At 52.9% G+C, this 22,958-nt stretch carries 19 protein-coding genes, 1 tRNA gene and 2 pseudogenes; 6 read left to right on the top strand and 16 right to left on the bottom strand.

Features of this window, described 5'->3' with window-relative positions:
• Nucleotides 1-76: 76 nt before the first annotated feature.
• From EAH77_RS14865 to EAH77_RS14835, 7 genes are all read right to left on the bottom strand, one after another.
• Nucleotides 77-1,216: an aminotransferase class I/II-fold pyridoxal phosphate-dependent enzyme gene (locus EAH77_RS14865; RefSeq protein WP_140473572.1), complete on the bottom strand. Its 1,140-nt coding sequence runs from the start codon at nucleotides 1,214-1,216 to the stop codon at nucleotides 77-79.
• Nucleotides 1,217-1,255: 39 nt separating this feature from the next.
• Nucleotides 1,256-2,035, bottom strand: a complete 780-nt coding sequence (locus tag EAH77_RS14860) for an amino acid ABC transporter permease (protein ID WP_140473604.1) — start codon at nucleotides 2,033-2,035, stop codon at nucleotides 1,256-1,258.
• Between the two features lie 72 nt (nucleotides 2,036-2,107).
• Entirely contained in the window at nucleotides 2,108-2,926 is an 819-nt protein-coding gene (locus EAH77_RS14855) for a transporter substrate-binding domain-containing protein (protein ID WP_140473571.1), read from the bottom strand.
• Nucleotides 2,927-3,116: 190 nt separating this feature from the next.
• Nucleotides 3,117-3,452: a phage holin family protein gene (locus EAH77_RS14850; RefSeq protein WP_140473570.1), complete on the bottom strand. Its 336-nt coding sequence runs from the start codon at nucleotides 3,450-3,452 to the stop codon at nucleotides 3,117-3,119.
• Between the two features lie 433 nt (nucleotides 3,453-3,885).
• On the bottom strand, nucleotides 3,886-4,071 hold the full coding sequence (locus EAH77_RS14845) for a hypothetical protein (RefSeq protein WP_140473569.1): 186 nt from the start codon (nucleotides 4,069-4,071) through the stop codon (nucleotides 3,886-3,888).
• 165 nt (nucleotides 4,072-4,236) lie between these two features.
• Nucleotides 4,237-7,305: an efflux RND transporter permease subunit gene (locus EAH77_RS14840; protein ID WP_140473568.1), complete on the bottom strand. Its 3,069-nt coding sequence runs from the start codon at nucleotides 7,303-7,305 to the stop codon at nucleotides 4,237-4,239.
• The gene (locus tag EAH77_RS14835; RefSeq protein ID WP_140473567.1) at nucleotides 7,305-8,423 is read right to left on the bottom strand and encodes an efflux RND transporter periplasmic adaptor subunit; all 1,119 of its coding nucleotides are present in this window, start codon (nucleotides 8,421-8,423) and stop codon (nucleotides 7,305-7,307) included. The genes EAH77_RS14840 and EAH77_RS14835 overlap by 1 nt, the downstream gene beginning before the upstream one ends.
• 144 nt (nucleotides 8,424-8,567) lie before the next feature.
• Between EAH77_RS14835 and EAH77_RS14830 the strand changes: the two genes are divergently transcribed.
• The gene (locus EAH77_RS14830; RefSeq protein WP_140473566.1) at nucleotides 8,568-9,359 is read left to right on the top strand and encodes a MipA/OmpV family protein; all 792 of its coding nucleotides are present in this window, start codon (nucleotides 8,568-8,570) and stop codon (nucleotides 9,357-9,359) included.
• A 68-nt stretch (nucleotides 9,360-9,427) separates the two neighbouring features.
• Here the strand turns inward: EAH77_RS14830 and EAH77_RS14825 are convergent.
• The 6 genes and pseudogenes from EAH77_RS14825 to EAH77_RS14800 all read right to left on the bottom strand — a co-directional run bounded on the left by EAH77_RS14825 (nucleotide 9,428) and on the right by EAH77_RS14800 (nucleotide 14,461).
• A pseudogene (locus tag EAH77_RS14825) lies at nucleotides 9,428-10,783 on the bottom strand (VasL domain-containing protein).
• 33 nt (nucleotides 10,784-10,816) lie between these two features.
• Nucleotides 10,817-11,242 carry a type VI secretion system baseplate subunit TssE gene (gene tssE / locus EAH77_RS14820; protein ID WP_140473565.1) on the bottom strand — a complete coding sequence of 142 codons (426 nt, stop codon included), beginning with the start codon at nucleotides 11,240-11,242 and terminating at the stop codon, nucleotides 10,817-10,819.
• Nucleotide 11,243: 1 nt separating this feature from the next.
• Nucleotides 11,244-11,393, bottom strand: a pseudogene (locus EAH77_RS25555) (type VI secretion system lipoprotein TssJ); the annotation flags it as partial.
• 105 nt (nucleotides 11,394-11,498) lie between these two features.
• Nucleotides 11,499-13,046 (bottom strand): type VI secretion system contractile sheath large subunit, encoded by a 1,548-nt coding sequence (tssC, locus tag EAH77_RS14810; RefSeq protein WP_140473564.1) that lies wholly within the window; start codon nucleotides 13,044-13,046, stop codon nucleotides 11,499-11,501.
• Between the two features lie 29 nt (nucleotides 13,047-13,075).
• Nucleotides 13,076-13,573, bottom strand: a complete 498-nt coding sequence (gene tssB / locus EAH77_RS14805) for a type VI secretion system contractile sheath small subunit (protein WP_140473563.1) — start codon at nucleotides 13,571-13,573, stop codon at nucleotides 13,076-13,078.
• An 812-nt stretch (nucleotides 13,574-14,385) separates the two neighbouring features.
• Nucleotides 14,386-14,461, bottom strand: a tRNA-Phe gene (locus EAH77_RS14800).
• A 679-nt stretch (nucleotides 14,462-15,140) separates the two neighbouring features.
• Between EAH77_RS14800 and speF the strand changes: the two genes are divergently transcribed.
• Nucleotides 15,141-17,303 (top strand): ornithine decarboxylase SpeF, encoded by a 2,163-nt coding sequence (speF, locus tag EAH77_RS14795; protein ID WP_140473562.1) that lies wholly within the window; start codon nucleotides 15,141-15,143, stop codon nucleotides 17,301-17,303.
• Nucleotides 17,304-17,400: 97 nt separating this feature from the next.
• Here speF and mltC read toward each other — a convergent pair whose 3' ends face one another.
• The 3 genes from mltC to mutY form a co-directional block, all read right to left on the bottom strand.
• Complete coding sequence (gene mltC / locus EAH77_RS14790) at nucleotides 17,401-18,480, bottom strand: membrane-bound lytic murein transglycosylase MltC (RefSeq protein ID WP_140473561.1); 1,080 nt, start codon at nucleotides 18,478-18,480, stop codon at nucleotides 17,401-17,403.
• A gap of 80 nt (nucleotides 18,481-18,560) precedes the next feature.
• Nucleotides 18,561-18,833, bottom strand: a complete 273-nt coding sequence (locus EAH77_RS14785) for an oxidative damage protection protein (RefSeq protein ID WP_140473560.1) — start codon at nucleotides 18,831-18,833, stop codon at nucleotides 18,561-18,563.
• Between the two features lie 9 nt (nucleotides 18,834-18,842).
• Nucleotides 18,843-19,904, bottom strand: coding sequence for an A/G-specific adenine glycosylase (gene mutY, locus EAH77_RS14780; RefSeq protein WP_140473559.1), 1,062 nt, complete (start codon nucleotides 19,902-19,904; stop codon nucleotides 18,843-18,845).
• A 217-nt stretch (nucleotides 19,905-20,121) separates the two neighbouring features.
• On the opposite strand from mutY, the gene trmB reads away from it, so the two are divergent.
• The 4 genes from trmB (at nucleotide 20,122) to EAH77_RS14760 (ending at nucleotide 22,923) form a co-directional block, all read left to right on the top strand.
• On the top strand, nucleotides 20,122-20,841 hold the full coding sequence (gene trmB / locus EAH77_RS14775; protein ID WP_140473558.1) for a tRNA (guanosine(46)-N7)-methyltransferase TrmB: 720 nt from the start codon (nucleotides 20,122-20,124) through the stop codon (nucleotides 20,839-20,841).
• Complete coding sequence (locus tag EAH77_RS14770; protein ID WP_140473557.1) at nucleotides 20,841-21,167, top strand: YggL family protein; 327 nt, start codon at nucleotides 20,841-20,843, stop codon at nucleotides 21,165-21,167. The genes trmB and EAH77_RS14770 overlap by 1 nt, the downstream gene beginning before the upstream one ends.
• A gap of 75 nt (nucleotides 21,168-21,242) precedes the next feature.
• Nucleotides 21,243-22,169 carry a glutaminase B gene (glsB, locus tag EAH77_RS14765; RefSeq protein ID WP_140473556.1) on the top strand — a complete coding sequence of 309 codons (927 nt, stop codon included), beginning with the start codon at nucleotides 21,243-21,245 and terminating at the stop codon, nucleotides 22,167-22,169.
• Nucleotides 22,170-22,194: 25 nt separating this feature from the next.
• Nucleotides 22,195-22,923 (top strand): DUF2884 domain-containing protein, encoded by a 729-nt coding sequence (locus tag EAH77_RS14760; protein ID WP_140473555.1) that lies wholly within the window; start codon nucleotides 22,195-22,197, stop codon nucleotides 22,921-22,923.
• Nucleotides 22,924-22,958 lie beyond the last annotated feature (35 nt).

Raw genomic sequence — 22,958 nt, 5'->3', positions numbered from 1 at the left:
CCGCTCTCGGGTGACGTTCTCCTGTGTCTGAACGCTTCATCACGGCCCGCCAGTTCTGGCGGGCTTTTGCGTTGTGTTATTTGAATGAACGCTGGTCCAGCCAGCGGTCGAATACGCCCAGCGCTTCTTCGAGATTGGCCCGTCCGAATCCGATACGCAGAAAGTCTTCTGCAACCAGCGTCAGCTCCGACGCGTAGGTCACGGACGGGATCACCATTACGCCCGTTTCTTCGACCAGCCGCGTGGCAAAAGCTTCAGCCCCTTCCGCACCTTTATAGCGGGCAAACGCCAGCACCCCGGCTTTCGGCAAAGTCAGCTCAAAAGTCTGCGGGTAGCGCGCCAGAAAATCGGTCAGTGATTGCAAATTGGCGCGTGAGCGCTGCATCACCCGATCGAGGATGGGTGCGCGGGCATTGAGGGCCAGCGTGGTCAGCATCTCACCGGGAATAGAGTTGCAGATCGACAGATACTGCTTCATCCGTTCCAGTTTCAGCAGCCAGGCGTGGTCCTGACAGGCGACCCAGCCGATGCGCAGCCCCGGCAAACCGTAGGCTTTCGACGTAACGTTCAGCGAGATGCCGCGCTCGTAAATGTCAGCCAACTGCGGCAGGCGGTCAGCGGGGTTGAATTCGGTCAGCCGGTAAACTTCGTCAGAGAAGATCCACACGCCGCGCTCGCGGCACATCGACACCAGCTCATCCAACTGCTGATGGCTTATCAGCGCGCCGGTTGGGTTGTGCGGGAAGTTGATCACCAGCACTTTGGTGTTGGGGCGCAGCGCAGCGCGGACTTTTTCGACGTCCAGCGCCCAGCCGTTTTCAGCCTCCAGTGCCACGCCGGTGACGTCGCAGCGCGACAGCGGTACGCTTTCCAGCGACTGATAATTTGGCGTGATGACAATGGCGTGATCGCCGGTGTCCAGCAGCGCATGAAAACTGGCATAAATCGCTTCATCGGCACCGGCAAAGCTGATGATCTGCCCGGTGTCGACGTTGTCGTAAGTCCCGGCTATCGCCTCCAGCAGCTCCGGCGTTCCGCGCAGCGGCGGATAGTCGAGCATCGCCTGCATAAACGGCTGGCGGTGTTCAATTCCTGCCAGTTCAAACAGCGTATCGATGTTCATCGATTCAGGGTATGAGGACGACAGCGGAAAGCGCACCGCATGTTCCAGTGTCGATAAATAGGAAATTAATCGGAAATCTTGTGGAAAAGACATGGCATACCTGCGACTTATTTTGAAAGCTCTAGAAAGCGATTAACGGCGATAACCCTGCCCGAAGCGCCGTTCCAGGCGGCTTTGGAACAGTTCCAGCACAATGGACATCATCCAGTATATCGCGGCGGCGGTGGCCAGCATTTCCATATAACGGTAGGTGCTGCGCCCGTAAGACTGCGCCAGAAAATTCAGTTCCCACAGGCCCATCAGCGACACCAGCGATGAATCCTTCAGCATGGAAATAAACATCGAACCGGCGGGGGGAATGATGATGCGCAGCGCCTGCGGGGCGGTGACGTGGACGGCCACCGTCCATGACGAGAGGCCCAGCGCCATCGCCGCCTCTTTCTGCCCACGGGGCACCGACAGTACGCCGCTGCGGATGGTTTCTGCCAGATAGGCACCGTAATTGAGCGACAGCGCAATAATGCCCGAACTCAGCGCACCCAGCACAATGCCCGCTTGCGGCAGTGCCAGATAGATAATCAGCACCTGGACCAGCAGCGGCGTACCGCGAAACAGCGAGGCATAAAAGGTGGCGCAACCGAAGGCCAGCGCATTGTCCGACATGCGGCCTAGTGCGGTGATAAGTCCCAGAAACAGGCAGAAAAACATCGAACAGGCGGTGATCAGGATAGTCAGCGCCGCGCCCTGAATAAAACCATCCGGCGACAGACGCAGACCCAACAGGAAAGGCAATTTCTGCTCAATAAGATCCCATTGCAGCCCCATTTTGCCGAACAGCCCCAGCACTAAACTGAGCAGAATCAGCCAGGTAAGCGCAGTTTTTATCTTAAACGCACGCGGACTGGTAAACATGCCGGTATCAGCAGGTGGCAGGGTCTGGGTATCGGGCGGGCTAGTTTTGACCTCAGGAAGCGGCGCCATCCGTTACGGCGCCTCTTTGGTGATGTCTTCGCCCAGCCAGTGTTGGGAGATCTTCGCCAAAGTGCCGTCATCGCGCAGAGATTTGATGGTATCGGCGACTTTCTTATCCCACTCGGCATCGCCCTTATCGGTAGCGACCCAGTTTGGTTCGGCGTACAGCTCGGTGACAATTTTGAATGCCGGATTGCGCTTGATGCGCGCATTGGCGGTGGCTAAGTCAGAGACGATGGCATCCAGGCGTACGCCGGGGCCGAGGGCCAGATTCTGGAACGCCACCTCTTCGTCGCTGGGAATGGCCTGCACGTTGTCAAACGGGAAGGCGATCGGCTTGGTGCCCGGGATCACCAGTGTTTTTTGCAGATAGGTTTCATAACTTGAGCCAATACCAATGCCGACTTTCTTATTGCTCAGATCGGCGGCGGACTTGATGCGGTCATCACTCTTATTCACCACCAGCACTGCCGGAGAGCTGTAATACGGCACCACAAAATTCAGCACTTTGGCGCGTTCAACGTTGGGGGTCATCGAGCAGATACAGGTATCCCAGCGCCCACGCCAGTTGCCGCCGATAATGGTTTCCCAACCCGGCGCGGTGACTTCCAGCTTAACGCCCATCCGCTCTGCCACGGCTTTTGCCACGTCGACATCAAAACCGGCCAGCTGGTTGTTGTCATCAATAAAGCCAAACGGCGGGTAGTCGTTAACGATGACATTATGCAGGACACCGGTTTTCGTCACGCGGTCCAGCGTAGCACCGGCATGGGAAACCGCAGAAAACAGCGAGGTAGCGAGCAGGGTAAAAGCGAGAACGGGTGTGCGCATAGGCTGGGCTTTCCTTACATAACCTGAGTGAATGATTTGCAATGAAAATTCAGATTACGTTTTGGACGTATAGATGTCCAGTACTGGAAGTGACTATGCTTATAGCGGAAACAGACGGGAAGGAATGGCAGGCGTCAGTTTAATGCCCGGGGCCTGTTTAACAGACTGGCCCCGGAAGGGATAAGCGCCATTATTTCGACGCTGGTGTGGCATTCTCGATAAAGGCCGTTATTTTCTTGCCAAGCAGGGTAATGATTGGCCCGGCAAATACGCCACCCAGCCCCGCGATGATCAACACCTTGTCGTCGTTGGCGTTTCTCGATAGTACCCAGATGCTGAGTAGCATCCCGCTGAAGCAGGAAACCACGATCTGTAACAGACATGCCAAGATATCAGCCATTACCGGTTTGGTGGCCCTCAGCATGATATAGCGGACAATCCCGCCCCAGCCAGCCATGCCGATAATCGCCATGACGATTTCAGGGTCCATCGATACCACGTCTCTGGCCTGCGCTGCACCAATCATAATGTGTTCCTCAGAAGTGAAATTGAAAGATAGGTCAATATTGATTCGGTTAAATTATCAGCAAAAAACGCCGACTAAAAATCACATAGCAACACTGTGTTAAGTGAGCCGCGCAAGTTGGACAGACGAAGATAACCGGGGGGGGTTGAGAGGAATAGAGATATTTTTTAGGGCGCGCAATGTGGCTGATTATTGCCATCTTTGATGGCGTTACGCACAGGTTAGCAAGGATTTAACAAAACTAATCTATGACTCTAACGGTTCATTAATAAAGCCGTGAATGTTAAAAATGAAGATGTTGAGAACCTGCCAATGATGGCGAATGAGAAAAATTGATACATTTTTGGTAAATGTGATGAGGATTGCAGCGGCACGTGGCGTGAGTGATAACCCCCGACCCGATGGGGCCAAGGGGCTACCTGACTTGCAGTAACTACTTCGTCTGATCTTTACTGCCGTTAATCAGCTTGCGGGCAGCGGCTATTGCGTCGTTATCCGGCGTTTTAGGTTTGGCTTTGTTAAGCGCAGTACTGAGGCCAGAGCGGCCCCACAGGTCAAAACTGTCGTCATCTTTCAGATGATCAAAGACGGAAGGTGCGGTTTCAATTTTCTTTGCCATGAGCAGGATGAATCTCGGTGTCGGTCATTTTCCACAGCATAGCGGTTTCTGAATTTCAGACCAAGGAATGAAAGCCCTAAATTGGAAACCAAAACCTTCTCAGTATGAATGTGGCTTTCATCGGGTGACATCGATATCACCTTGCCCTCTTTGCTCTTATTCATGTCATTGTGCGTGGTGTTTTTTTCGCTGTTCCCACTGAAGCACCACACTTATTACGGCAGGGAGAACGGTTAAGGTGAACACGGTGGCGACCAGCAGCCCGCCGATAACCGCGAAGGCCATAGGCCCCCAAAATACCTGTTGAGAGATCGGGACCATGCCCAAAATTGCCGCGCAGGCGGTGAGCACAATGGGGCGGGAGCGGTGTTTTGCTGCGGCAATGATCGCGTCTGCCGGTGCCATTGCGTCACTGAGATGGGTATCCACTTCACTAATGAGGATAACCGCATTGCGAATAATCATGCCTGCCAGCGCGATGATACCGAGCAACGCCACAAAACCCATCGGCGTTCCGGTCGGCAACATGGCGCCCACAACACCGATCATGCCGAACGGAGCCATCAGCAGAGCAAGCAGCATTCTGGAAAATGTCTTTAACTGAATCATCAGTAAAATCAGCATGATAATCCCCGCAACAGGCAGCGCGCTATACACAGAACTGTTGCCTTTGTCAGACTCCACCACGGTTCCGGCTTCATCGATATCGTATCCGGCAGGCAATGATGCGCGGTATTTCGCGATCTGAGGCGCCAGACTTTCCGAGGCCGCTGTCGCCTGAATACCGGGAGCGACATCGGTTTGCACCGTAATGAAAGGTACCCGTTGTCTGCGCCAAATCACAGGCTCGTCAATACCATAGGAAATGTTGGCAATCTGTTGTAGCGGAATCGCGTTACCGTCCGAGGTGGAGAATTGCAGTGTTGAAAGGGTATCGATATCGCGACGCTCACGGTCCACGCCGCGCAAGACGACATCGACCAACCGGGTTCGATCGCGAACTGAGGTGATGGTGGTGCCTGAATACATGGCTGCCAGTCTGCTGGCGACCTGTTCTGAACTCAGCCCCACCGCCCGCGCTTCGGTCTGGTTCACCGACACTTTTACCACGCGCGCCGGTTCGCCCGCCGTCAGGTTGGTTTCGCGCGTGTTGGGGTTTTTCCCCACCAGCGTTGCCAGCCCGAGCGAAATATCGCGTACCCGGCTGATATCCGGGCCCGAAACGCGATATTTCAACGGCCAGCCAACCGGAGGTCCCAGCTCCAAAGGCGATACGCGTGAAGTCAGATCGCTGAATTCCTGTTGAAGCCTTTTTTGCAGTCTGGCCCGCAGCGCATCACGCTGTTTTAAGCCTTTGGCGACGACCACCAGTTGCGCCGTGTCTTCGTTATTCAGAAGTACGTCCATCGGCAAGTAAAAGCGCACCGCGCCCGAACCGACATAAGTGGAAAAATGTTCTACATCCTTGTCGGTTTTCAGAATGGCTTCCAGTCGCTCTGCCTGGCGTGCCGTCGCCTCCTGAGAGGCATTGGTCGGTAGCGTCAGGCTGACAAGTAATTCCGGGCGGTCTGACGCAGGGAAAAATTCCCCTTCCATGCGTGTTGACGCCAAGATAGACAGCGCCAGCAGGCCAAGCGCAATGCCAAGCGTTATACCGCGGTTCGCCAGCACTTTGTTGAGCAGTGATCCGTAGCCACGGGCAATCCGGCCATCTTTGTTAGTGTGCTGCCTGGGTTTATCCGCCAGCAGCCAGACGCCAATCAACGGTGAAAACAGCACGGCGACGATCCACGAGCAGATCAGCGCAATCAGTACCACGATAAACAGCGAGTAACAGTATTCACCTGCACTGGAGGAGGCAAAGCCCACGGGAATGAAGCCTGCTATCATCACCAACGTCCCTGTCAGCATTGGAAAGGCGGTGGTGGTCCAGGCGTGGGTGGCCGCCTGTTGTTTTAAAACGCCTTTTTCCAAACTCGACACCATGGCCTCAACGGTGATCATCGCATCATCAACCAACAGACCGAGCGCGATAATCAGTGCACCCAGAGAGATGCGTTGCATACCGATACCTGCTATCTCCATTCCTATAAACGTCATTGCCAGCACAATCGGGATCGAAGCCGCCACCACCAGCCCGGCGCGCGACCCGAGAGAGACAAAGGAGACCGCCAGCACAATCGCCACCGCCTCCAGCAGGACGTGTATAAAGCTGCCAATGGCATCTTTAACCACCACCGACTGGTCAGCAACGGTGGTGGTTTCAATACCATGAGGAAGGCGGCGGCTGATCTCCTGCATTTTGGCCCGGATGGCCTGGCCAAATTGAAGCATATTGCCCGTGGGTGCCATGGAAATCGCCAGGCCCAGCGCGGGCTGCCCGTTAACGCGAAATGTCGGGGAGGGCGGTTGGGCTTGCTGACGGGTGATCGTGGCGATATCCGTTAAGGGTACAAACCGGCTACCGATATGCAGAGTGACGTTACGCAGGCTCTCCTCGGAGATGAAGGCGCCACTGACCCGCAGGTCAATCAGTTCATGGTCGGTGCGGAGGGTGCCAGTAGGCGTGACGGCGTTCTGAGCACGCAAGGCCTCCGAGATCTGCTGCATATCAAGCCCCATGCCTGCCAGTTTGCGCGATGAAAACGCCAGCACTATCTGCTCTTCCTGAACACCGAGGAGATCAATTTTTCTGACATCAGGCACAGAAAGCAGTTCGGCGCGGACATCATCGACTTTGTCCCGCAATTCTCTTTCACTAAAGCCATCACGTGTAAATCCGTAAATCGTCCCAAAAGTGTTATCGAACTCGTCATTCACCGCCGGTGTCGTTGCGCCGTTGGGCAGTGTTGCTGTCACATCGGTCATTTCTTTACGGACGACATACCAAATGTGCTGCACCTGAGACGGGGGAGTATTGTCTTTGAGATTGACATTGATAATCGCCTGGCCCGCCCGCGTGTAACTTTCAATGAAGTCCAGCCACGGCGTTTCCTGCAACTTTTTCTCTAATATGTCCGTCACGAAATTCGTTGTATCTTCAACGGTCGCTCCCGGCCAACTGGCTGAGACCACCGCCGTTTTAATGGTGAAGTCTGGGTCTTCGTTACGGGGCAAATTCTGGTAGCTCATGACCCCGGCGGCCATAATGATCAGCATAAAAAAGATCATCAGTTGCTGATGCGCCAGAGCCCATGCAGAAAGATTAAATTTTTGATGAGGCGCAGCGTTCATTATCGATCCCCCTCGATTGTCACTTTCTCGTCCGGCCGAAGTTTGTTGGTACCCGCGATCACGACTCTGTCGCCGTCGCTGAGACCTTGGCTGATAAAGATCTCCGACGCGCTGTATCGGGCAACGGTGATATTTTTCAGACCGACGGTGAGCTTTTTGGGATCAACCACATACACGGCGGGCTGCTGCCCATGTCTTGTTAATGCAGAGGCAGGGACCACAAAGGTGTTATTTTCAGGACGTTGAATGTTGCCCTGCACGGTTGCGCCGAGGGGCATTTTTTCTGATTGGGCATTGAGGCTCACGCGGACGCGCCAGGTCCGGGTGGTGGTATCAGCCTGTGGACTGACATCGCGGAGCTGCCCGGTGGCGATCACCGAGGGATCGGACAAGAGCGAAACAGTGATGCTTTTATCCGTCATACCGTCCTGGAAAAAGGGCTCAGGTACGTTAAACACCGCATCTTTGCCGGTGAGTAAAGCCAGCGTCACCACTTCCTGACCCGTGCTGACGACCTGGCCTGGGTTGCTGTTGACCCGAGTGATGATGCCATCTGCTGGTGAAGTCAGACGGGTGAAGCCTGCTTGCTCTCCGGAATTCTTCAGGCTGGCCTGCGCGCTTTCACGGCGCGCCACGGCTGCGTCCTCATTGGCCCTGGCCTCGTCGAGTTGCATCCGTGCTATCGCGCCAGTGCTCACCAGCGTGTTCATTCGCTTCAGGTTGACGGCAGTCAGCCGTTCGGCGGCTACAGCGCTGGCCAAATCTGCCTGGGCGCTGCGAAGCTGATTTTCTGCTACCTGCGGATCCAGTAGTGCGATCACGTCACCGCGCTTAACCTGATTACCGACATCGACCCGGCGGGCGATGATCTTTCCGTCAGTACGAAAGGCTAATGCTGATTCTTCTCGCGGGCGGATTTCACCCGTGATGATATAGGCAGAGCCATGATCGGTACTCGACACCGTGACGGTTCGCACTGGCCTTGGCGGCTGTGGTTGCGGATCATCGGTATGGCAGGCACCGAGCGTCAGGCTGCCCAACAGAGGCAGCGCTTTTCTGAAGGTGGCATGGTGCAGATGATGAAGAAGGGAACTGATGATAAGCAAGGAATACGACATGATTTTAACCCTGAAAGCAGATATCAGGATTGAACACGGTTGTTATCCAGATTTGATGTATAAATTCTCAAGGAACGGTCAAGATACTGAATATCCTTGCGCTAACAAGATCAGCACCTGCAATCGAAAGTATAAGGAACCAGCATGAACGTGCGTGACATCGCTTTTTATTCCACCGCCCTTCTCTACGGCGTTACGCTGACTAACGCATATGCCGACGATAATACAGCTGCCGCTCAGGATACCTTTACAGTAGGCCTTGCCGCACAAAATACCCCACGCTACAGCGGGTCGGATGAGCGACGGTGGACATTATTGCCTTTAGTTCAGGCGCGTTCTGGCGCGTTTTTTATCGATACACAAAAGGGGGTGGGGTATGACCTGCAAACGTCATCGGGCATCTATTTTGAGCATGTGCTGGGGTACGCCTTTGGCCGTGATGATAAAAATTCGGCATGGCGCGATGGGGCAGACAATCTTAACGGGATGGGGAGTATCAAAGGGGCTGTGAATACGTCAATGGCGCTTGGCTGGCAGTTTTCCCCCTGGATATCGGTGGAGGCCAAAGCCATCTTGCCGCTCACTGATAGCCAGGGCGTGCAGTATCAGCCATCGGTGACAGGCGTGTTGTTCCAGAATACATCGGATCTTCTTGCGCTACAGGCAACGACGCTGTTCGGAGATGCCCGTAACAACCAGATATTCTATGGCGTCAATGCGAAGCAGAGTCAGGAGTCCGGTTATCGGCAATATCAGGCTGCCGGCGGGCTCTACGGTGGGTTGCTCTCACTCTCGTGGAGCCACCAATATACCCGGCAATGGGGCCTTGGCATCAACGCCGAGTATACCCGTTTGAGTGATAAGGTGGCTGAAAGCCCTATTATCCAACGTCAGGATGAAGTTGACACCACGCTGGCTATAAATTACACATTCTGAGTGTTTTTATGCTCTCTCATGACAGCGGGATGGGCCTTTCGATTATTCGATTAAATGAGGGGAGTCAGTCAGGATTGGGGTGGTGGCATCAGCAAGACATAGCGGTTAAGTAACTGCATAAACTGATTATCTAACTGCCATTGCAACTGAGGCGAGACTTCATTTTTTTGCTGCTGCATTTCAGCTAATTTCCTCAGTGATTCTTCCACCGGCGTGGAACTGTTCAGCGCCTGCTGAATGGCAAATACCGAGGATTTCAGTTGAGACACGGTCATATATTTGCCGCGCTGTTCATCTAATCCGTTTAACTTATCCGCCAACTGCTGTAACTGCGTGCTGGCTGAGTGTCAGCCGTTGAGGTCTGCCAGCGGAGTTGCGTTGGCGTTGATCTGCTGAGCCCAGTTTTTTGCCAATGTTGCTGTGGCTGGGTTATCCGGCCACAGGACGTGTGTCTGATTGACCAGCTGTGTGCCGGTATCCTGTGCCCAGCGTGGCGACAGTCTTGCCAGTTGACTGGTTTGCCGCTGCGTGGCGGCAATCAGCGCTGGCGCTTCACGGCTCAACATCTCGGCCTCGCGGTTTTTCAGTGTCTCCAGCGCCTGCCCATTGAGCGGTTTCGGCAGAACCGGCAGTGTCGCCAGAAGCTGTTCCCCGGCAGGTGGATGATAAAACGCGTTCACGCCCGCAGTAATACCGCTGCCGACCAATACTGTGATCACCACGCCTGCCACAAAGCCTTTCCACTGAATTGGGCGTTTAGCGACAGCAGCGCAGGAGATCCGCACCTGCGGATCCACCGTTTCGGCGTGCCCGACATACACCCAGGGCTCGCGGTTATCGCCTGCCCATTCCCGCCCTGCGGTCTTCACCGTTGCAGGCAGCACGACGGCTGAGTCAGTGCTGGCGTGCATATTTTCCAGTCTGATGGCGGCGCTACGCATCAGGGTGCTCAGGGCTGACAACTGGCTGGCGTGTTTAAGCTCCAGGCGTTGCAGCACATCACACAGTGCATTGATCAGTTTCTCCGCCTGATAGATTTGCGGCAAATCACAATATTCCAGCGTGATACTGCGCAGCGTCTGCTGCAACCTTTGGCTCAGACCGGAGAGGATCTCCATACGCGCATGCACCGGCTGTGGCCACAGCCCGGCCCACTGGCGCGAGACCAGCGCTTCAATAACTGCCAATCCCTCGTTCAGCCCGAAAAGGCCAACTAACTGCGTTCTGGCCTGCGTGTACCACGACGCGGTTTGCAGCTCGATGCCATTTTGCTGGAACAGGCTAAGACACAGCTGCTCCACTTTTTTCCAGTCCACATCCGGGCGCGCCGGATGGGTCAATTTGCTCAGTTCTTCGCGTAAAGCGCCGTAGTCGGCCAGCGCACGCGGGTCGCCCCCGGTGCGCAGTTGGCGGTCAGTAGACATGGTCGATTCCTTTCTGGTGCATCGTGTTGATGATCAAACGTAATTCTGTTGTTTCAGGTGGCGGATCAGCACCCGGCCTTCCGGCATAAACGCGGTGCCAAAGCGCACCAGCCCGAACTCTTTCAGCTCGGCGTCGATGCCATATTCCAGATGCCCCGGCATGGATTGCGGCAGCAGTACAACGTTGAGGCTTTTCAGCCGTGGCTCATATTTCAGCAGCGTGTCAGACAGCGTGGTCAGCAGGGAGTGCGCCGTGCCGGGCATCCCCTGCAAGATTTTGCTCATATCCGGCAGGCCGTAATCTGGCAGATGGCTGAGCGTACCCGCGCGGCAGTTGAGAATGCGCTGCATGTTATCGAGTACCGACAGGATCACCTGATTGTCTTCACTGACCTGATGGAGGCTGAGGCCGCCGGCAAAGTTGCCGAGCAGCATTTCGTAGAGGGAGGGCTGAGGCATATCATTTATCCTTCAGGGGCAACAGCGTCATCCCCTGATTATTCAATTCAATCTGACGCGCTTTGTCCGGATCGAGGTCGTCACGGCTCAGTACCACCCGCCAGGTGTTGTTAGTGATATCCGGCGCCGTATTGCCAGCATCAGTAACGTAAAACGGGTTCTACCAGCGATAATCGCCATGTTCATCGGTCTCTCTTGGGTGAAGATTTTCCTGAACGCGCTGATAGCGGACGATAAATTTTCATCGTATCTCCGTTTATGCCTTAGCCTTTGGCATCTGAGAAACCAATGACAGATTCACGTCCATGCCTTCCACCTGGAAGTGTGGGACGGCGTAGAGTTTCACGCGGAAGAAGCCCGGATTGTCTTCAATATCTTCTACGGTCACTTTGGCGTCGCGCAGTGGGTGAGAGGCCTGAAGGTCATCGCCCGGATCGGTCATTTCAGTCACCAGCGTGCGAACCCAGGTATTCAGTTCCAGCTCCAGCAGGCGGCGATCTTTAGTGGTACCGATGTTTTCGCGCTGAATCAATTTCAGGTAATGCGCGATGCGTGACAGCAGGAAGATGTATGGCAGACGGGCATTAATACGGCTGTTGGCGGTGGCATCAGCAGTGTCATACAACGCTGGCTTCTGCGCAGAGTTTGCGGAGAAGAAGCACGAGTAGTCGCGGTTTTTGTAGTAAGACAACGGGATGAAGCCCAGATTGGCAAACTCAAATTCACGAGTTTCAGGGATCATTATTTCAGACGGGATTTTCACCTGATTGCCGGTACCCAGGTCGTACAGGTGGATTGGCAGGTCAGTCACAGCGCCACCAGCCTGTGGGCCACGGATTTGCACACACCAGCCGTTTTTGATGAAGCTTTTCATCATGTTGGCAGCAAATGCAAATGCGGCGTTGGTCCACAGGTATTTCTCGTGATCCGGGCCTTTCACTTCTTCAACGTAGTTGAAGCTGCGAACCGGTACGGTGTCCGGGCCATAAGGCAGACGGCCAAGCACGCGCGGCATGGTCAGACCGATGTAGCGAGAGTCATCGGAATCACGGAAGGATTTCCACTTGATATACTCGGCGCGGTCAAAGTAGTTGCCGATATCTTTGATGGCAGCCACTTCTTCCATGGACTCTTTCAGGAAGAATTTAGGGCCGACGGAGCCGACAAACGGCATGTGCGCCGCCGCAGACACTTTAGAGATGTTACGCAGCAGCGCGATATCTTGTGCGCTCGCATCAAACTCGTAGTTGGAGATCACAGAACCGATCGGCTCGCCACCCGGTGTGTCATATTCCTGAATGTAGGTGTGACGGTACAGGCCGCTCTGGATGATTTCCGGGCAATCTTCGAAATCCTGACGCAGGTCGTCTTTGGATACGTCCAGCAGTTCAATTTTCACGTTCTGACGGAAATCGGTGCGATCGATCAGGAATTTCAGACCACGCCAGCCCGATTCAACGCGCTGGAAATCCGGGTGGTGCATGACCATATCCAACTGACGGCTGATCTGCTCGTCGAGCATCGCGATATGGCCGTCCAGCAGGGTTTTATCCAGACGTTCAACTTTCTGACCTGACTGCTTCAGGCGTTCGAGAAACACCTGCACCGCAGCGGTTACGCGCTCGTCGGTAGTAACATCAGACATCGCCTGGTTGTCCTGGAAGACGTTCACGTCACCCAGTGAAGAGACCGGAGTCAGGTTGATTTTTTCAAACAATGACGCATAAACACTTCCTGCGTCGGCACGTTCCAGCACGGTGGTGCGGCTTTCATGATTATTTTCTGTGTTAACAGACATGAGCATAGTCTCAGGTTAATCCGGTTCAGGAAGGGTTAAGCGTCTTTCGGGGCCAGAGCCGCCAGTTCATTACGTAAGTCGTCACTCAGATGGTCATCTTTAAGGATGGTTTCGAGTTCTTTACGGAAGGTGGCGTTGTCTAAAAGGTTGGATTTGAGATCGCGTAATAAATTACGCATCGCCAGCATAGCTCGCAGCTGAGGAATTTGGCGTGCGACCTGCTCAGGCTCGAAATCTTTCATCTCTTTGAAGCTCAGCCTGATACTTTCTTGGCTATGATCGCCGGTCAGGGTATTTTCAACGGTCAGGTTTAATGACGGGCTGCATTCAGCGAGGACGCTGTTAAAGTTATTCTTATTAATGTTAACTTTTTCGCGTTCGGATAACGGACGTTTTTCTTTTCCGTTACTGTAATCGCCCATTACCATTAATTTTAACGGCAATTCAACTTTCTTCTGTGAACCACCTGTGTGTAAATCAAGTTTGATGTTAACGCGCGCTTTCGGAATTTCATTCTGGAAGCTGTTGGACATGTTTAATTTCCCTGCTTGCGGTTAGGATGGGTATATATTGCGACAAGCAGAAAATAGAGAGCGTTGCTTCCTGCAAGGCCACAAACGGTATTAAATTAAGATGCACTCATTATCGGTTAATTTCTGGTTAACGAGGTTCTTACTGAAACATGATATTCCTTAACTCAAATTAATCAATACTAACTGAGAGAGTTAAGCATGTAAGTTGTTTCCCTTTACTGTGAGGAATGTGCGGTTTCAGAACGTTGATAGCGTGGGGGTGGAAAAGAAAAGGCTTACTCCGTTTGGTGTTAAAGGCAAGTGAGTGCTTTTTTATGAAGCCACAAGCATTTAAAATTGTCGGTAATATTTTTTAAAAAATATATTTCAATATTTTACAAAGTAAGTTTGTTAAGAATTTTCTGTCTGATATTTCTGTCTTTGTAGGAATTTTACATTGTTTATAGGTGCTTTCCATTTAAAGTCTAAATGCCGACTAAAACTATAGATATATGATGCGATATCACTGTGGTCAATATAATGCCTGCAAGCAGGGATGTCAGAAAATCAGGGTATTTCTCTGACTGATACCCCCAACTTTCTCGGGCATTGATATAATAATGATTATGCTACCCTGAAAAAGGCAAATGTTGGTGGCTATACCAAGATGAAAAGAGTACTGCCGACGCTATGAGGGGCACTCAATTGTTTCGGTTACTCTGGAGTTTGTTGAAGGTGAGTCTCAGGATGAGATGAATAATGGAATGGAGTCCGATGAAGAGTCCATCTCTCAGAAAGCAAAAAACCAGCCCTTAGGCTGGTTTCTTTAAAGATGGTGCCCGGACTCGGAATCGAACCAAGGACACAGGGATTTTCAATCCCTTGCTCTACCGACTGAGCTATCCGGGCAACGCGGCGCATTAAACCGTATTGGCTGTGTGTCGTCAACGGCTTTTTTCTGTAAGCGCGTGCCAGATCGTCTGAATGCTGATTTTTAACGCAATGGCCGGGCAATGACGATGGGGAAATGTTCGGTAACCGCAGGATCGCGGAGGAATTGCAGTCAAATTAAGGGGTTAAAAATGTAGCATTTTGTTAGAAAAATGGCGACTTTACAGGCTTGTACCGGGGGGAGAATGATGCCATTATTGCGGCGATTTATTGACTGAGATGTTTCCTTTTTCTCGCGACAGCTCAAGAGGGTTGCGGCATGGCCGGCTTATCACATCACGCTTTCTGTAAGCGTAAAACATCGCTGATGACCTCTTCCAGGTGCTGTGGACCTCGCATTTCCTGTTTTTCTCCCTTTGCAGCTCCTTTCATGCGGTAAGGCTACCTTGCTCGCTGTTAGGCATGATTAAAAACAGAGCCTTCTCTGATTTTACTGATGTCTATCAGACGTGGTTGAGCCTGATTCCTGACTCGTTTCCCCTTTGCCTGCTGGCATTGTGCTTTCGCGCCTGATATCTCGCTCACGCCAGCGTCACTTTGCCGGGCCGGATCTGCGCGCTTTTACTTTACGACGTACGAACCTGCTCATTGCCGTGCTAACTGGCACACCCTCTTACTTAACCGTTTGAGAGTCTTAATGAAACTTTTGAAAATTGCAGCAAGTGCCTCCGTGGCCCCTTACCTTGAATCTCACCGTATCGTCGTGGATCTGCGTCGTGCCGATTATGCTGACGTCGCTGCCATTATTATCTCCGTGGGGGATTTAAACAGCGGCCGGCTGGCAGAAATAGACGCGCTGGGATTTGGTATTCCGGCGTTTGTTGCAGTTCAGGGAACCGAGCAGGTTTCCCCGGATTATTTGTCCGTGCTGAAAGGCGTGATCGCACTCTCTGATGCCAATCAGGCATTTTATGCCGCGCAGATTGAGTCTGCCGCGCAGGTCTATGAAGAAGCGCTATTCCCGCCATTTTTCGACACGCTGAAAAAATATGTCGAGATGGAGAATTCGACCTTTGCCTGTCCCGGCCATCAGGGCGGCGAATTTTTCCGTCGTCATCCGGCAGGGCGCCAGTTTTATGATTTTTATGGCCCGAACATTTTCCGTTCTGACATGTGCAATGCGGACGTTAAACTGGGTGATTTACTGATCCATGAAGGCTCGGCGAAAGATGCGCAGAAATACGCGGCTAAAGTGTTCAGCGCGGACAAAACCTATTTCGTGCTCAACGGTACCTCTGCTGCAAATAAAGTGGTGACCAACGCGCTGCTGACCCGTGATGACCTGGTGCTGTTTGACCGTAATAACCATAAATCTAATCACCACGGTGCGCTGTTGCAGGCAGGTGCCACGCCGGTCTATTTGGAAACTGCGCGTAATCCGTTTGGTTTTATTGGCGGGATAGACGCCGACTGCTTCGACGAAACTTATCTTCGTAAGCAAATTAAAGAGGTTGCGCCGGAGCGCGCGGGTGAAAAACGCCCGTTCCGCCTGGCGATTATTCAGCTCGGAACTTACGACGGCACCATTTATAACGCCCGTCAGGTGGTGGACAAAATCGGTCACCTGTGTGATTACATCCTGTTTGACTCAGCCTGGGTCGGTTATGAGCAGTTCATCCCGATGATGCAGCAGTGTTCGCCGCTGCTGCTGGAGCTCAACGAGAACGACCCGGGAATTATCGTCACCCAGTCAGTTCACAAGCAGCAGGCTGGGTTCTCGCAGACCTCGCAGATCCACAAAAAAGACAACCACATCAAAGGCCAGAAGCGTCATTGCAGCCATAAGAAGCTTAACAATGCTTTCATGATGCATGCCTCAACCAGCCCGTTTTATCCGCTGTTTGCGGCGCTGGATGTCAATGCGCGTATTCATGCCGGAGGCAGCGGCAAGCACATGTGGATGGAGTGCGTGAAGCTCGGCATTGAAGCGCGCAAAATGTTGCTCGACCAGTGTTCGATGATCCTGCCGTTTGTACCGCCGGTGGTTGACGGCATTGCGTGGCAGAATCATGACACTGAAAAGATGGCCAATGATGTGCGCTTCTTTGACTTTGTACCGGGTGAGCGCTGGCACGCTTTTGAAGGCTACGCCGAGAAGCAATATTTTGTCGATCCCTGCAAACTGTTGCTGACTACGCCGGGTATTGATGCGAATAGTGGCCAATACACCGAGTTTGGTATTCCAGCCACTATTCTTGCCAACTTCTTGCGTGAGAACGGCATCGTGCCGGAAAAATGCGATCTGAACTCGATTCTGTTCCTGCTGACACCGGCGGAGACACCAGCGAAAATGCAGTTGCTGATCGAAGAGATCGCTCGCTTTGAGCGCTACATCGAAGAAGATGCGCCACTCAGCGAAGTGCTGCCGACGGTGTACCGCAAAAACGAAGACAGATATCGTAATTATACCATCCGTCAGCTCTGCCAGGAGATGCACAACCTTTACGTCAGTTTTGACGTGAAAGAGCTGCAAAAAGAGATGTTCCGTCAGGCCGGGTTCCCAAAAGTGGTGATGAATGCCCAGGACGCCCACAGCGAGTTTATCCGCGATAACGTCGAGCTGGTCGCCATTGGCGAGGCTGAAGGCCGCATTGCCGCCGAAGGCGCGCTACCTTACCCTCCGGGTGTGCTGTGTGTGGTGCCGGGAGAAATATGGGGTGGGGCGGTTCAGCGCTACTTTATGGCGCTGGAAGAGGGCATCAATCTACTGCCGGGTTTCTCGCCAGAGTTACAGGGTGTTTATGTTGAGAAAAAAACGATCGGCTGGAAACGTATCATGGGGTATGTGATCGCCGAATAACGCGGGCAGTGTTCAGTACAAATGTTTTTGCGTAACACATAAAAAACGGAGGCTCAGGTGCCTCCGTTTTTTATTGTTGCTTCTTCCCCGGACCGGGTTAGTCGATGCGGCGATAGCTTTTCTGAGTGTTATTCACTTTATACAGATAACGGCGTGACTCACCGGATGGATGTTTAGTGGTCAACGTGGTGTAAACATCCCCTGGCGCCATTGTGTTGATGATGTTAAACGCCTGAGTTTTATTACTGCTGAACACGCGTAATACGCTGCCTGCGCCGCCATTATAGGCGGTGATCACCGCATAACGCTTAGACGTTGGGTTGTTAATATTAGCGAGATAAACGTTTTGCAACATCGCCAGATACGCGGTACCTGTGTTGATGTTATTTTGTGGATCAAACAGATAGCTGCGGCTTGGTTTGCCCCATTTCCCTTCTGATTTAAACACGTCAACGCCGGCAGAATGCTGCACGACCTGCATCAGACCGAGAGCGTCAGCGTTACTGACCGCGTACGGGTTAAAGGCCGATTCAGTCTGCATGATCGCGAGTATCAGCGACTGATCGACGCCGTATTTGGCGGATGCTTCGCGGATCATCGGCAGATATTTATGCGCACGCTGATTCAGGTGGTTTGGCACCATCTGGATCGTGACGGAATAGATGATGTGCAGACCGGACTGGCGGCGCATCAGCTTGTTTTGAATCAGATAATCGGCAAAGTTGGCGGCGCGGCCTTCCCAGCGCATAGGCTTGCCGGTGTTGTCCAGCACCTGGCCGTAGAGCATCGGCTCACGGCTAATTTCAATGTCGTTGGCGTCCGAATAAAGGTCAACGTTGCCCGGATCTTCACCGACCAGCAACGTGCTGATGATTGCCTGACGCAGGTTGGCCGTCGGATTGGTACCGGCGATGGTTTCGATAGTGATGGTACCCGCATCAAAGTTGATGTGGCTACGGGTGTAGTATTGATCGCTGTATTTTACGTAGTCTTTAGGCCCGGCGATCAGGACTTCATTCAGTCCCCAGATGTTCTCGATATTGTGGGCGAACTGGCCCATCAAAATATCGAAGCCGTTGGTATCCTTGACATAAGCTTCATTAAACGAGTCTTTCTTGCTGCCCGAGCAGGAGATAAGCAGGGGAGCGATGACCAACAGCGCAAAAATTTTCTTCATCTTAAAACCGTATCGTGATGAAAGATGACGGGCTGGCGCGTACATGGCGTAGCCCGGCAGAAGAAATAAGGGATAACTGATTATTTTGACGGCGGCGTATAACCTTCAATATGCACGTCTTGTCCTTCAAACAGGAAATTCACCATCTCCTGCTCCAGCAACTTGCGGTCATCAGGATTCATCATGCTGAGTTTTTTCTCATTGATCAGCATGGTCTGTTTGCTCATCCACTGCGACCAGGCTTCTTTCGAAATCTCATTAAAGATGCGCTTGCCAATCTCGCCCGGATAAAGCTGGAAGTCCTGGCCTTCCGCATCACGTTTTAAAAAAGTGCAAAAAATCGTTCTGCTCATACTGATTCCTTATTTAGCTAGCTGGCTCAAGTGCTCTTTTGCCAGTTGAGTAAGTAAACGTTCAACCGGCGCGGCCAGCCCGACGGATTGTGGTTGCGCTAAGTTATACCAGAGACCCGCACCTTCATCCATGCAACCCGGTGTTGAGTGCTGATTTAGCCACATCGGGACGATATCCAAATGGAAATGGCTGAAAGTGTGACGAAAAGCCGTCTGCTGCTCCAGCTGATTCAGGGTGGCACCATATTTTTTTACGCCGCTTTCCAGCTCATCGATACTTGCAAACTGCGGGAAGCAGAATAATCCGCCCCATAGTCCGACAGGTGGGCGTTGCTCCAGCCAGACGCCGTCATCGTGCTGGATCATCAGCATAAATGCGGTTCTTTCGGGCAAGGTTTTCTTCGGTTTCTTACCGGGATATTGCGACCAACTATTATGCGCATAAGCTTCGCAACGCGTTTTCAGTGGGCACAGCTCGCACTTGGGTTTGGAGCGGGTACAAATCATCGCGCCCAGGTCCATCATCGCCTGATTAAACTGTTCCACACCCTTGACGGGCGTTACGTCTTCGGCTATTTGCCATAAGCGATTTTCGACTTTCTTCTCCCCCGGCCAGCCGTCAACGGCATAACAACGCGACAGCACGCGCTTCACGTTGCCGTCGAGAATAGGGTGATGCTGGCCCAAAGAGAGCGACAGCACCGCACCGGCGGTGGAACGGCCAATGCCGGGCAGCGCATTGACTGCCTCGAAGTCAGTCGGGAAAATGCCGCCATGCACGGTGGCGATTGTCTGCGCAGCTTTATGCAAATTGCGCGCACGAGCGTAATAACCAAGCCCGGTCCACAGGTGTAACACTTCATCCTGCGGTGCAACGGCCAGGTCATTTACGGTAGGAAAACGTGCTATAAAACGGTCAAAATAGGGAATGACGGTCGCAACCTGTGTTTGTTGCAACATCACCTCTGAGAGCCATACTTTGTAGGGCGTTTTTTCCAACTGCCACGGCAGCGTCTTACGTCCATAGCGTTGGTACCAGTCCAGCACCAGCGGCGCGAAATTTTGTATCATGGGTGAGCGACAAATCCGGCAGGGTGAAAAGTCAGGGCGGGATCACATCACAGACTCCGAAGGGTGTAAACCGGAAGTTTCCGACCTGTTTCTGCCCACAAGGCTTGCTTATCATGCGGAGGTTTGGATAATGCGCCATTCCTTGATTTGTTGCCTAATCGCTACTGCCCAACCGCGCAATGCTGAGAACAGCATTGCCCAATAGAGTGAAAGCCCTATGAAAAACGACGTCGTTTCCCCTGAGTTCGATGAGAACGGTCGCTCTATGCGCCGTATCCGCAGTTTTGTTCGCCGTCAGGGCCGCCTGACCAAAGGTCAGCAACACGCGCTCGACACTCTTTGGCCGGTGATGGGCGTTGAATATCAGGCAGAACCGTTGGACATTGACGCGTTGTTTGGCCGCACTGCCCCTGTCGTGCTGGAAATCGGTTTTGGTATGGGCACGTCGCTGGTGACCATGGCCGGGCAGAAACCTGAGCAGAACTTCATCGGCATTGAAGTTCACTCGCCAGGCGTCGGTGCCTGTCTGGCAACGGCGCAGGAAGAGGGGGTCAACAACCTGCGCGTAATGTGTCACGACGCGGTAGAAGTGTTGGAAAAAATGATTCCTGATGGCTCGCTGGATATGGTGCAGTTATTCTTTCCTGACCCGTGGCACAAAGCGCGTCATAATAAGCGCCGCATCGTTCAGCCGGTCTTCGTTGAACTGCTGCGCAGTAAACTAAAAGTGGGCGGTGTATTCCACATGGCAACCGATTGGGAGCCGTATGCCGAACATATGCTTGAGGTGATGACCAGCCTTGAAAACTGGCATAACCTGTCGCAGGAAAATAATTATGTACCGCGCCCGGACTCGCGCCCGGTCACCAAGTTCGAAATGCGTGGCCAGCGTTTAGGCCACGGCGTATGGGATCTGATGTTTGAGAGGAAGCAATAATGGCCAAGAATCGTAGTCGTCGTTTACGTAAGAAGTTACACATTGCCGAATTCCAGGAACTGGGTTTTTCGGTAAAATGGCGTTTCGCGGAAGGCACCCCGGTTGAAACCATCGACGAGCAACTGGACGCGTTCATCGAAGGCGCGATCGAGCCGAACAAACTGGCCTTTGATGGCAGCGGCTATCTGCAATGGGAAGGTTTGATCTGCCTGCAAGATATCGGTCATTGTACCGACGAGCACCGTGCTCTGGTTCAAAAATGGTTGGAAGACCATAAAATGGAAGATGTTGAAGTTTCTGAACTCTTCGATATCTGGTGGGACTGAATTCCATCGTTCTATAAAGTTCGTTGAAATAAAAGGTGCCTTTCTGGCACCTTTGTTACATCTGGAGGCAGGACGTTGGGCACTGAACTCGATAACAGTTTACTGGAAGATATTCTGACGCAGGTTCGTCCGCTGATTGGTCGCGGCAAGGTGGCGGGATACATTCCTGCGCTGGCTGAGGTTAGCCCTGACAATCTGGGGATCGCGGTCTGCACCACGTCAGGTGAGACCTTCAGCGCCGGTGATGCAGATAGCCGTTTTTCCATCCAATCGATTTCCAAAGTACTGAGCCTGACGCTGGCGCTGACCCGTTATCAGGAGAGTGAAATCTGGCAGCGCGTTGGTAAAGAGCCGTCGGGCCAGCCTTTCAACTCCCTGGTTCAGCTCGAACTCGAGCAGGGTAAACCGCGCAACCCGTTTATCAACCCCGGTGCGCTGGTGGTGTGCGATTTACTGCAAACCCGCCTCACGGCCCCCAAGCAAAGAATGCTGGAAGTGGTGCGTCAACTGGCCGGACAGCCAGATATCAACTACGATCGGCACGTAGCTCGTTCCGAGTTCGACCATTCTGATCGCAATGCTGCCATCGCGTATTTAATGAAATCTTTCGGTAATTTCGACAACGACGTCATCACTGTGCTTCAGACCTACTTTCATTATTGCGCGTTGCGTATGAGCTGTACGGAGCTGGCGCGCACCTTCGTCTATCTGGCCAATAAGGGCCAGCCACTGGGAACGGGCGACGCGCTGATTGACCCGCGTCAGGCGCGGCAAATCAATGCGATGATGGTAACCAGTGGAATGTATGACGGTGCTGGAGAGTTTGCTTATCGTGTCGGTATGCCGGGGAAATCCGGCGTGGGAGGTGGCATCATTGCCATCGTTCCTGGCGAGATGTGCATTGCAGTCTGGTCACCAGAGCTTGACGTGGCAGGGAACTCTTTGGCCGGAACCGCTGCCTTAGAAAAGCTGGCGCAAAGAATTGGCCGTTCAATATTTTAATTTTTGCTGTCTGAAGGGAGAGAACATGGAATTCAAAACGGGAACTAAATTGGGCATTGCCGCGCTGTTGGCAATGACTGCATGGAGTGCGCAGGCGGATTATCAGTGCAACGTTAACCCGAAAGATGACGTAGTGATCAAGCCGCAGACCGTCCAGATTGTGGGGGCCAGCGGTAACTTGCTGATCACCCCCAATGGTGACGTATCTCAGAATGGCAAAGAAGTGACCCTGAGTGCCAAAGTGCGCCAGGAAGCGATTGATTATCAGGCTTCACTGCGTCGTGACCTGCCGTGGATCGACCAGGGTGCCACCGCGCATCTGGAGAAAGGCCGTGTCGCGATGGACAACGTGATCGTCCAGCAATTGGGTACCGACAGCAACGTGCGTAACCGTCTGACCACGCTGAACACTCAGATGAAGCAGCAGATGAACCGCATTATCGAACACCGTACCGATGGTCTGACGTTCCACCATCAGGCGGTTGAGCAGGTGAAACAAGATGGTCGTCGGATACTTGAGCAGAGCATGGGGGGGGTAATGCAAGACAGCCTGAACGAAATGGGTGTTAAGCAAGCCACCAGCGGCGGTAACCCGTTACAAGCGGTGATGGGCAATCTGGGCGTCCTGCAACAGGCAGTACAAAATGAGTGGAGTAAACAGGAACAGGACTTTAAAACCTTTGGTGATGATGTCTGCAACCGTGTTAAATCGCTCGATAAGCAGCGTCAGACGCTGCTGGCCGATCTTAAGTAAACCCGCAATATCCAACAAAATGGCTCTGCAATAAG

Source organism: Ewingella americana (assembly GCF_006438725.1).
Taxonomy (GTDB): Bacteria; Pseudomonadota; Gammaproteobacteria; order Enterobacterales; family Enterobacteriaceae; genus Ewingella; species Ewingella americana_A.
Note: the sequence above shows the minus strand (reverse complement) of the source record. Positions and strands in the feature narration are given on the sequence as shown.

Coding starts and splice junctions, on each gene's coding strand:
- EAH77_RS14865 (WP_140473572.1), bottom strand. CDS start 1,216: ATGTCTTTTCCACAAGATTTCCGATTAATTTCCTATTTATCGACACTG.
- EAH77_RS14860 (WP_140473604.1), bottom strand. CDS start 2,035: ATGTTTACCAGTCCGCGTGCGTTTAAGATAAAAACTGCGCTTACCTGG.
- EAH77_RS14855 (WP_140473571.1), bottom strand. CDS start 2,926: ATGCGCACACCCGTTCTCGCTTTTACCCTGCTCGCTACCTCGCTGTTT.
- EAH77_RS14850 (WP_140473570.1), bottom strand. CDS start 3,452: ATGATTGGTGCAGCGCAGGCCAGAGACGTGGTATCGATGGACCCTGAA.
- EAH77_RS14845 (WP_140473569.1), bottom strand. CDS start 4,071: ATGGCAAAGAAAATTGAAACCGCACCTTCCGTCTTTGATCATCTGAAA.
- EAH77_RS14840 (WP_140473568.1), bottom strand. CDS start 7,305: ATGAACGCTGCGCCTCATCAAAAATTTAATCTTTCTGCATGGGCTCTG.
- EAH77_RS14835 (WP_140473567.1), bottom strand. CDS start 8,423: ATGTCGTATTCCTTGCTTATCATCAGTTCCCTTCTTCATCATCTGCAC.
- EAH77_RS14830 (WP_140473566.1), top strand. CDS start 8,568: ATGAACGTGCGTGACATCGCTTTTTATTCCACCGCCCTTCTCTACGGC.
- tssE (WP_140473565.1), bottom strand. CDS start 11,242: ATGCCTCAGCCCTCCCTCTACGAAATGCTGCTCGGCAACTTTGCCGGC.
- tssC (WP_140473564.1), bottom strand. CDS start 13,046: ATGCTCATGTCTGTTAACACAGAAAATAATCATGAAAGCCGCACCACC.
- tssB (WP_140473563.1), bottom strand. CDS start 13,573: ATGTCCAACAGCTTCCAGAATGAAATTCCGAAAGCGCGCGTTAACATC.
- speF (WP_140473562.1), top strand. CDS start 15,141: ATGAAACTTTTGAAAATTGCAGCAAGTGCCTCCGTGGCCCCTTACCTT.
- mltC (WP_140473561.1), bottom strand. CDS start 18,480: ATGAAGAAAATTTTTGCGCTGTTGGTCATCGCTCCCCTGCTTATCTCC.
- EAH77_RS14785 (WP_140473560.1), bottom strand. CDS start 18,833: ATGAGCAGAACGATTTTTTGCACTTTTTTAAAACGTGATGCGGAAGGC.
- mutY (WP_140473559.1), bottom strand. CDS start 19,904: ATGATACAAAATTTCGCGCCGCTGGTGCTGGACTGGTACCAACGCTAT.
- trmB (WP_140473558.1), top strand. CDS start 20,122: ATGAAAAACGACGTCGTTTCCCCTGAGTTCGATGAGAACGGTCGCTCT.
- EAH77_RS14770 (WP_140473557.1), top strand. CDS start 20,841: ATGGCCAAGAATCGTAGTCGTCGTTTACGTAAGAAGTTACACATTGCC.
- EAH77_RS14760 (WP_140473555.1), top strand. CDS start 22,195: ATGGAATTCAAAACGGGAACTAAATTGGGCATTGCCGCGCTGTTGGCA.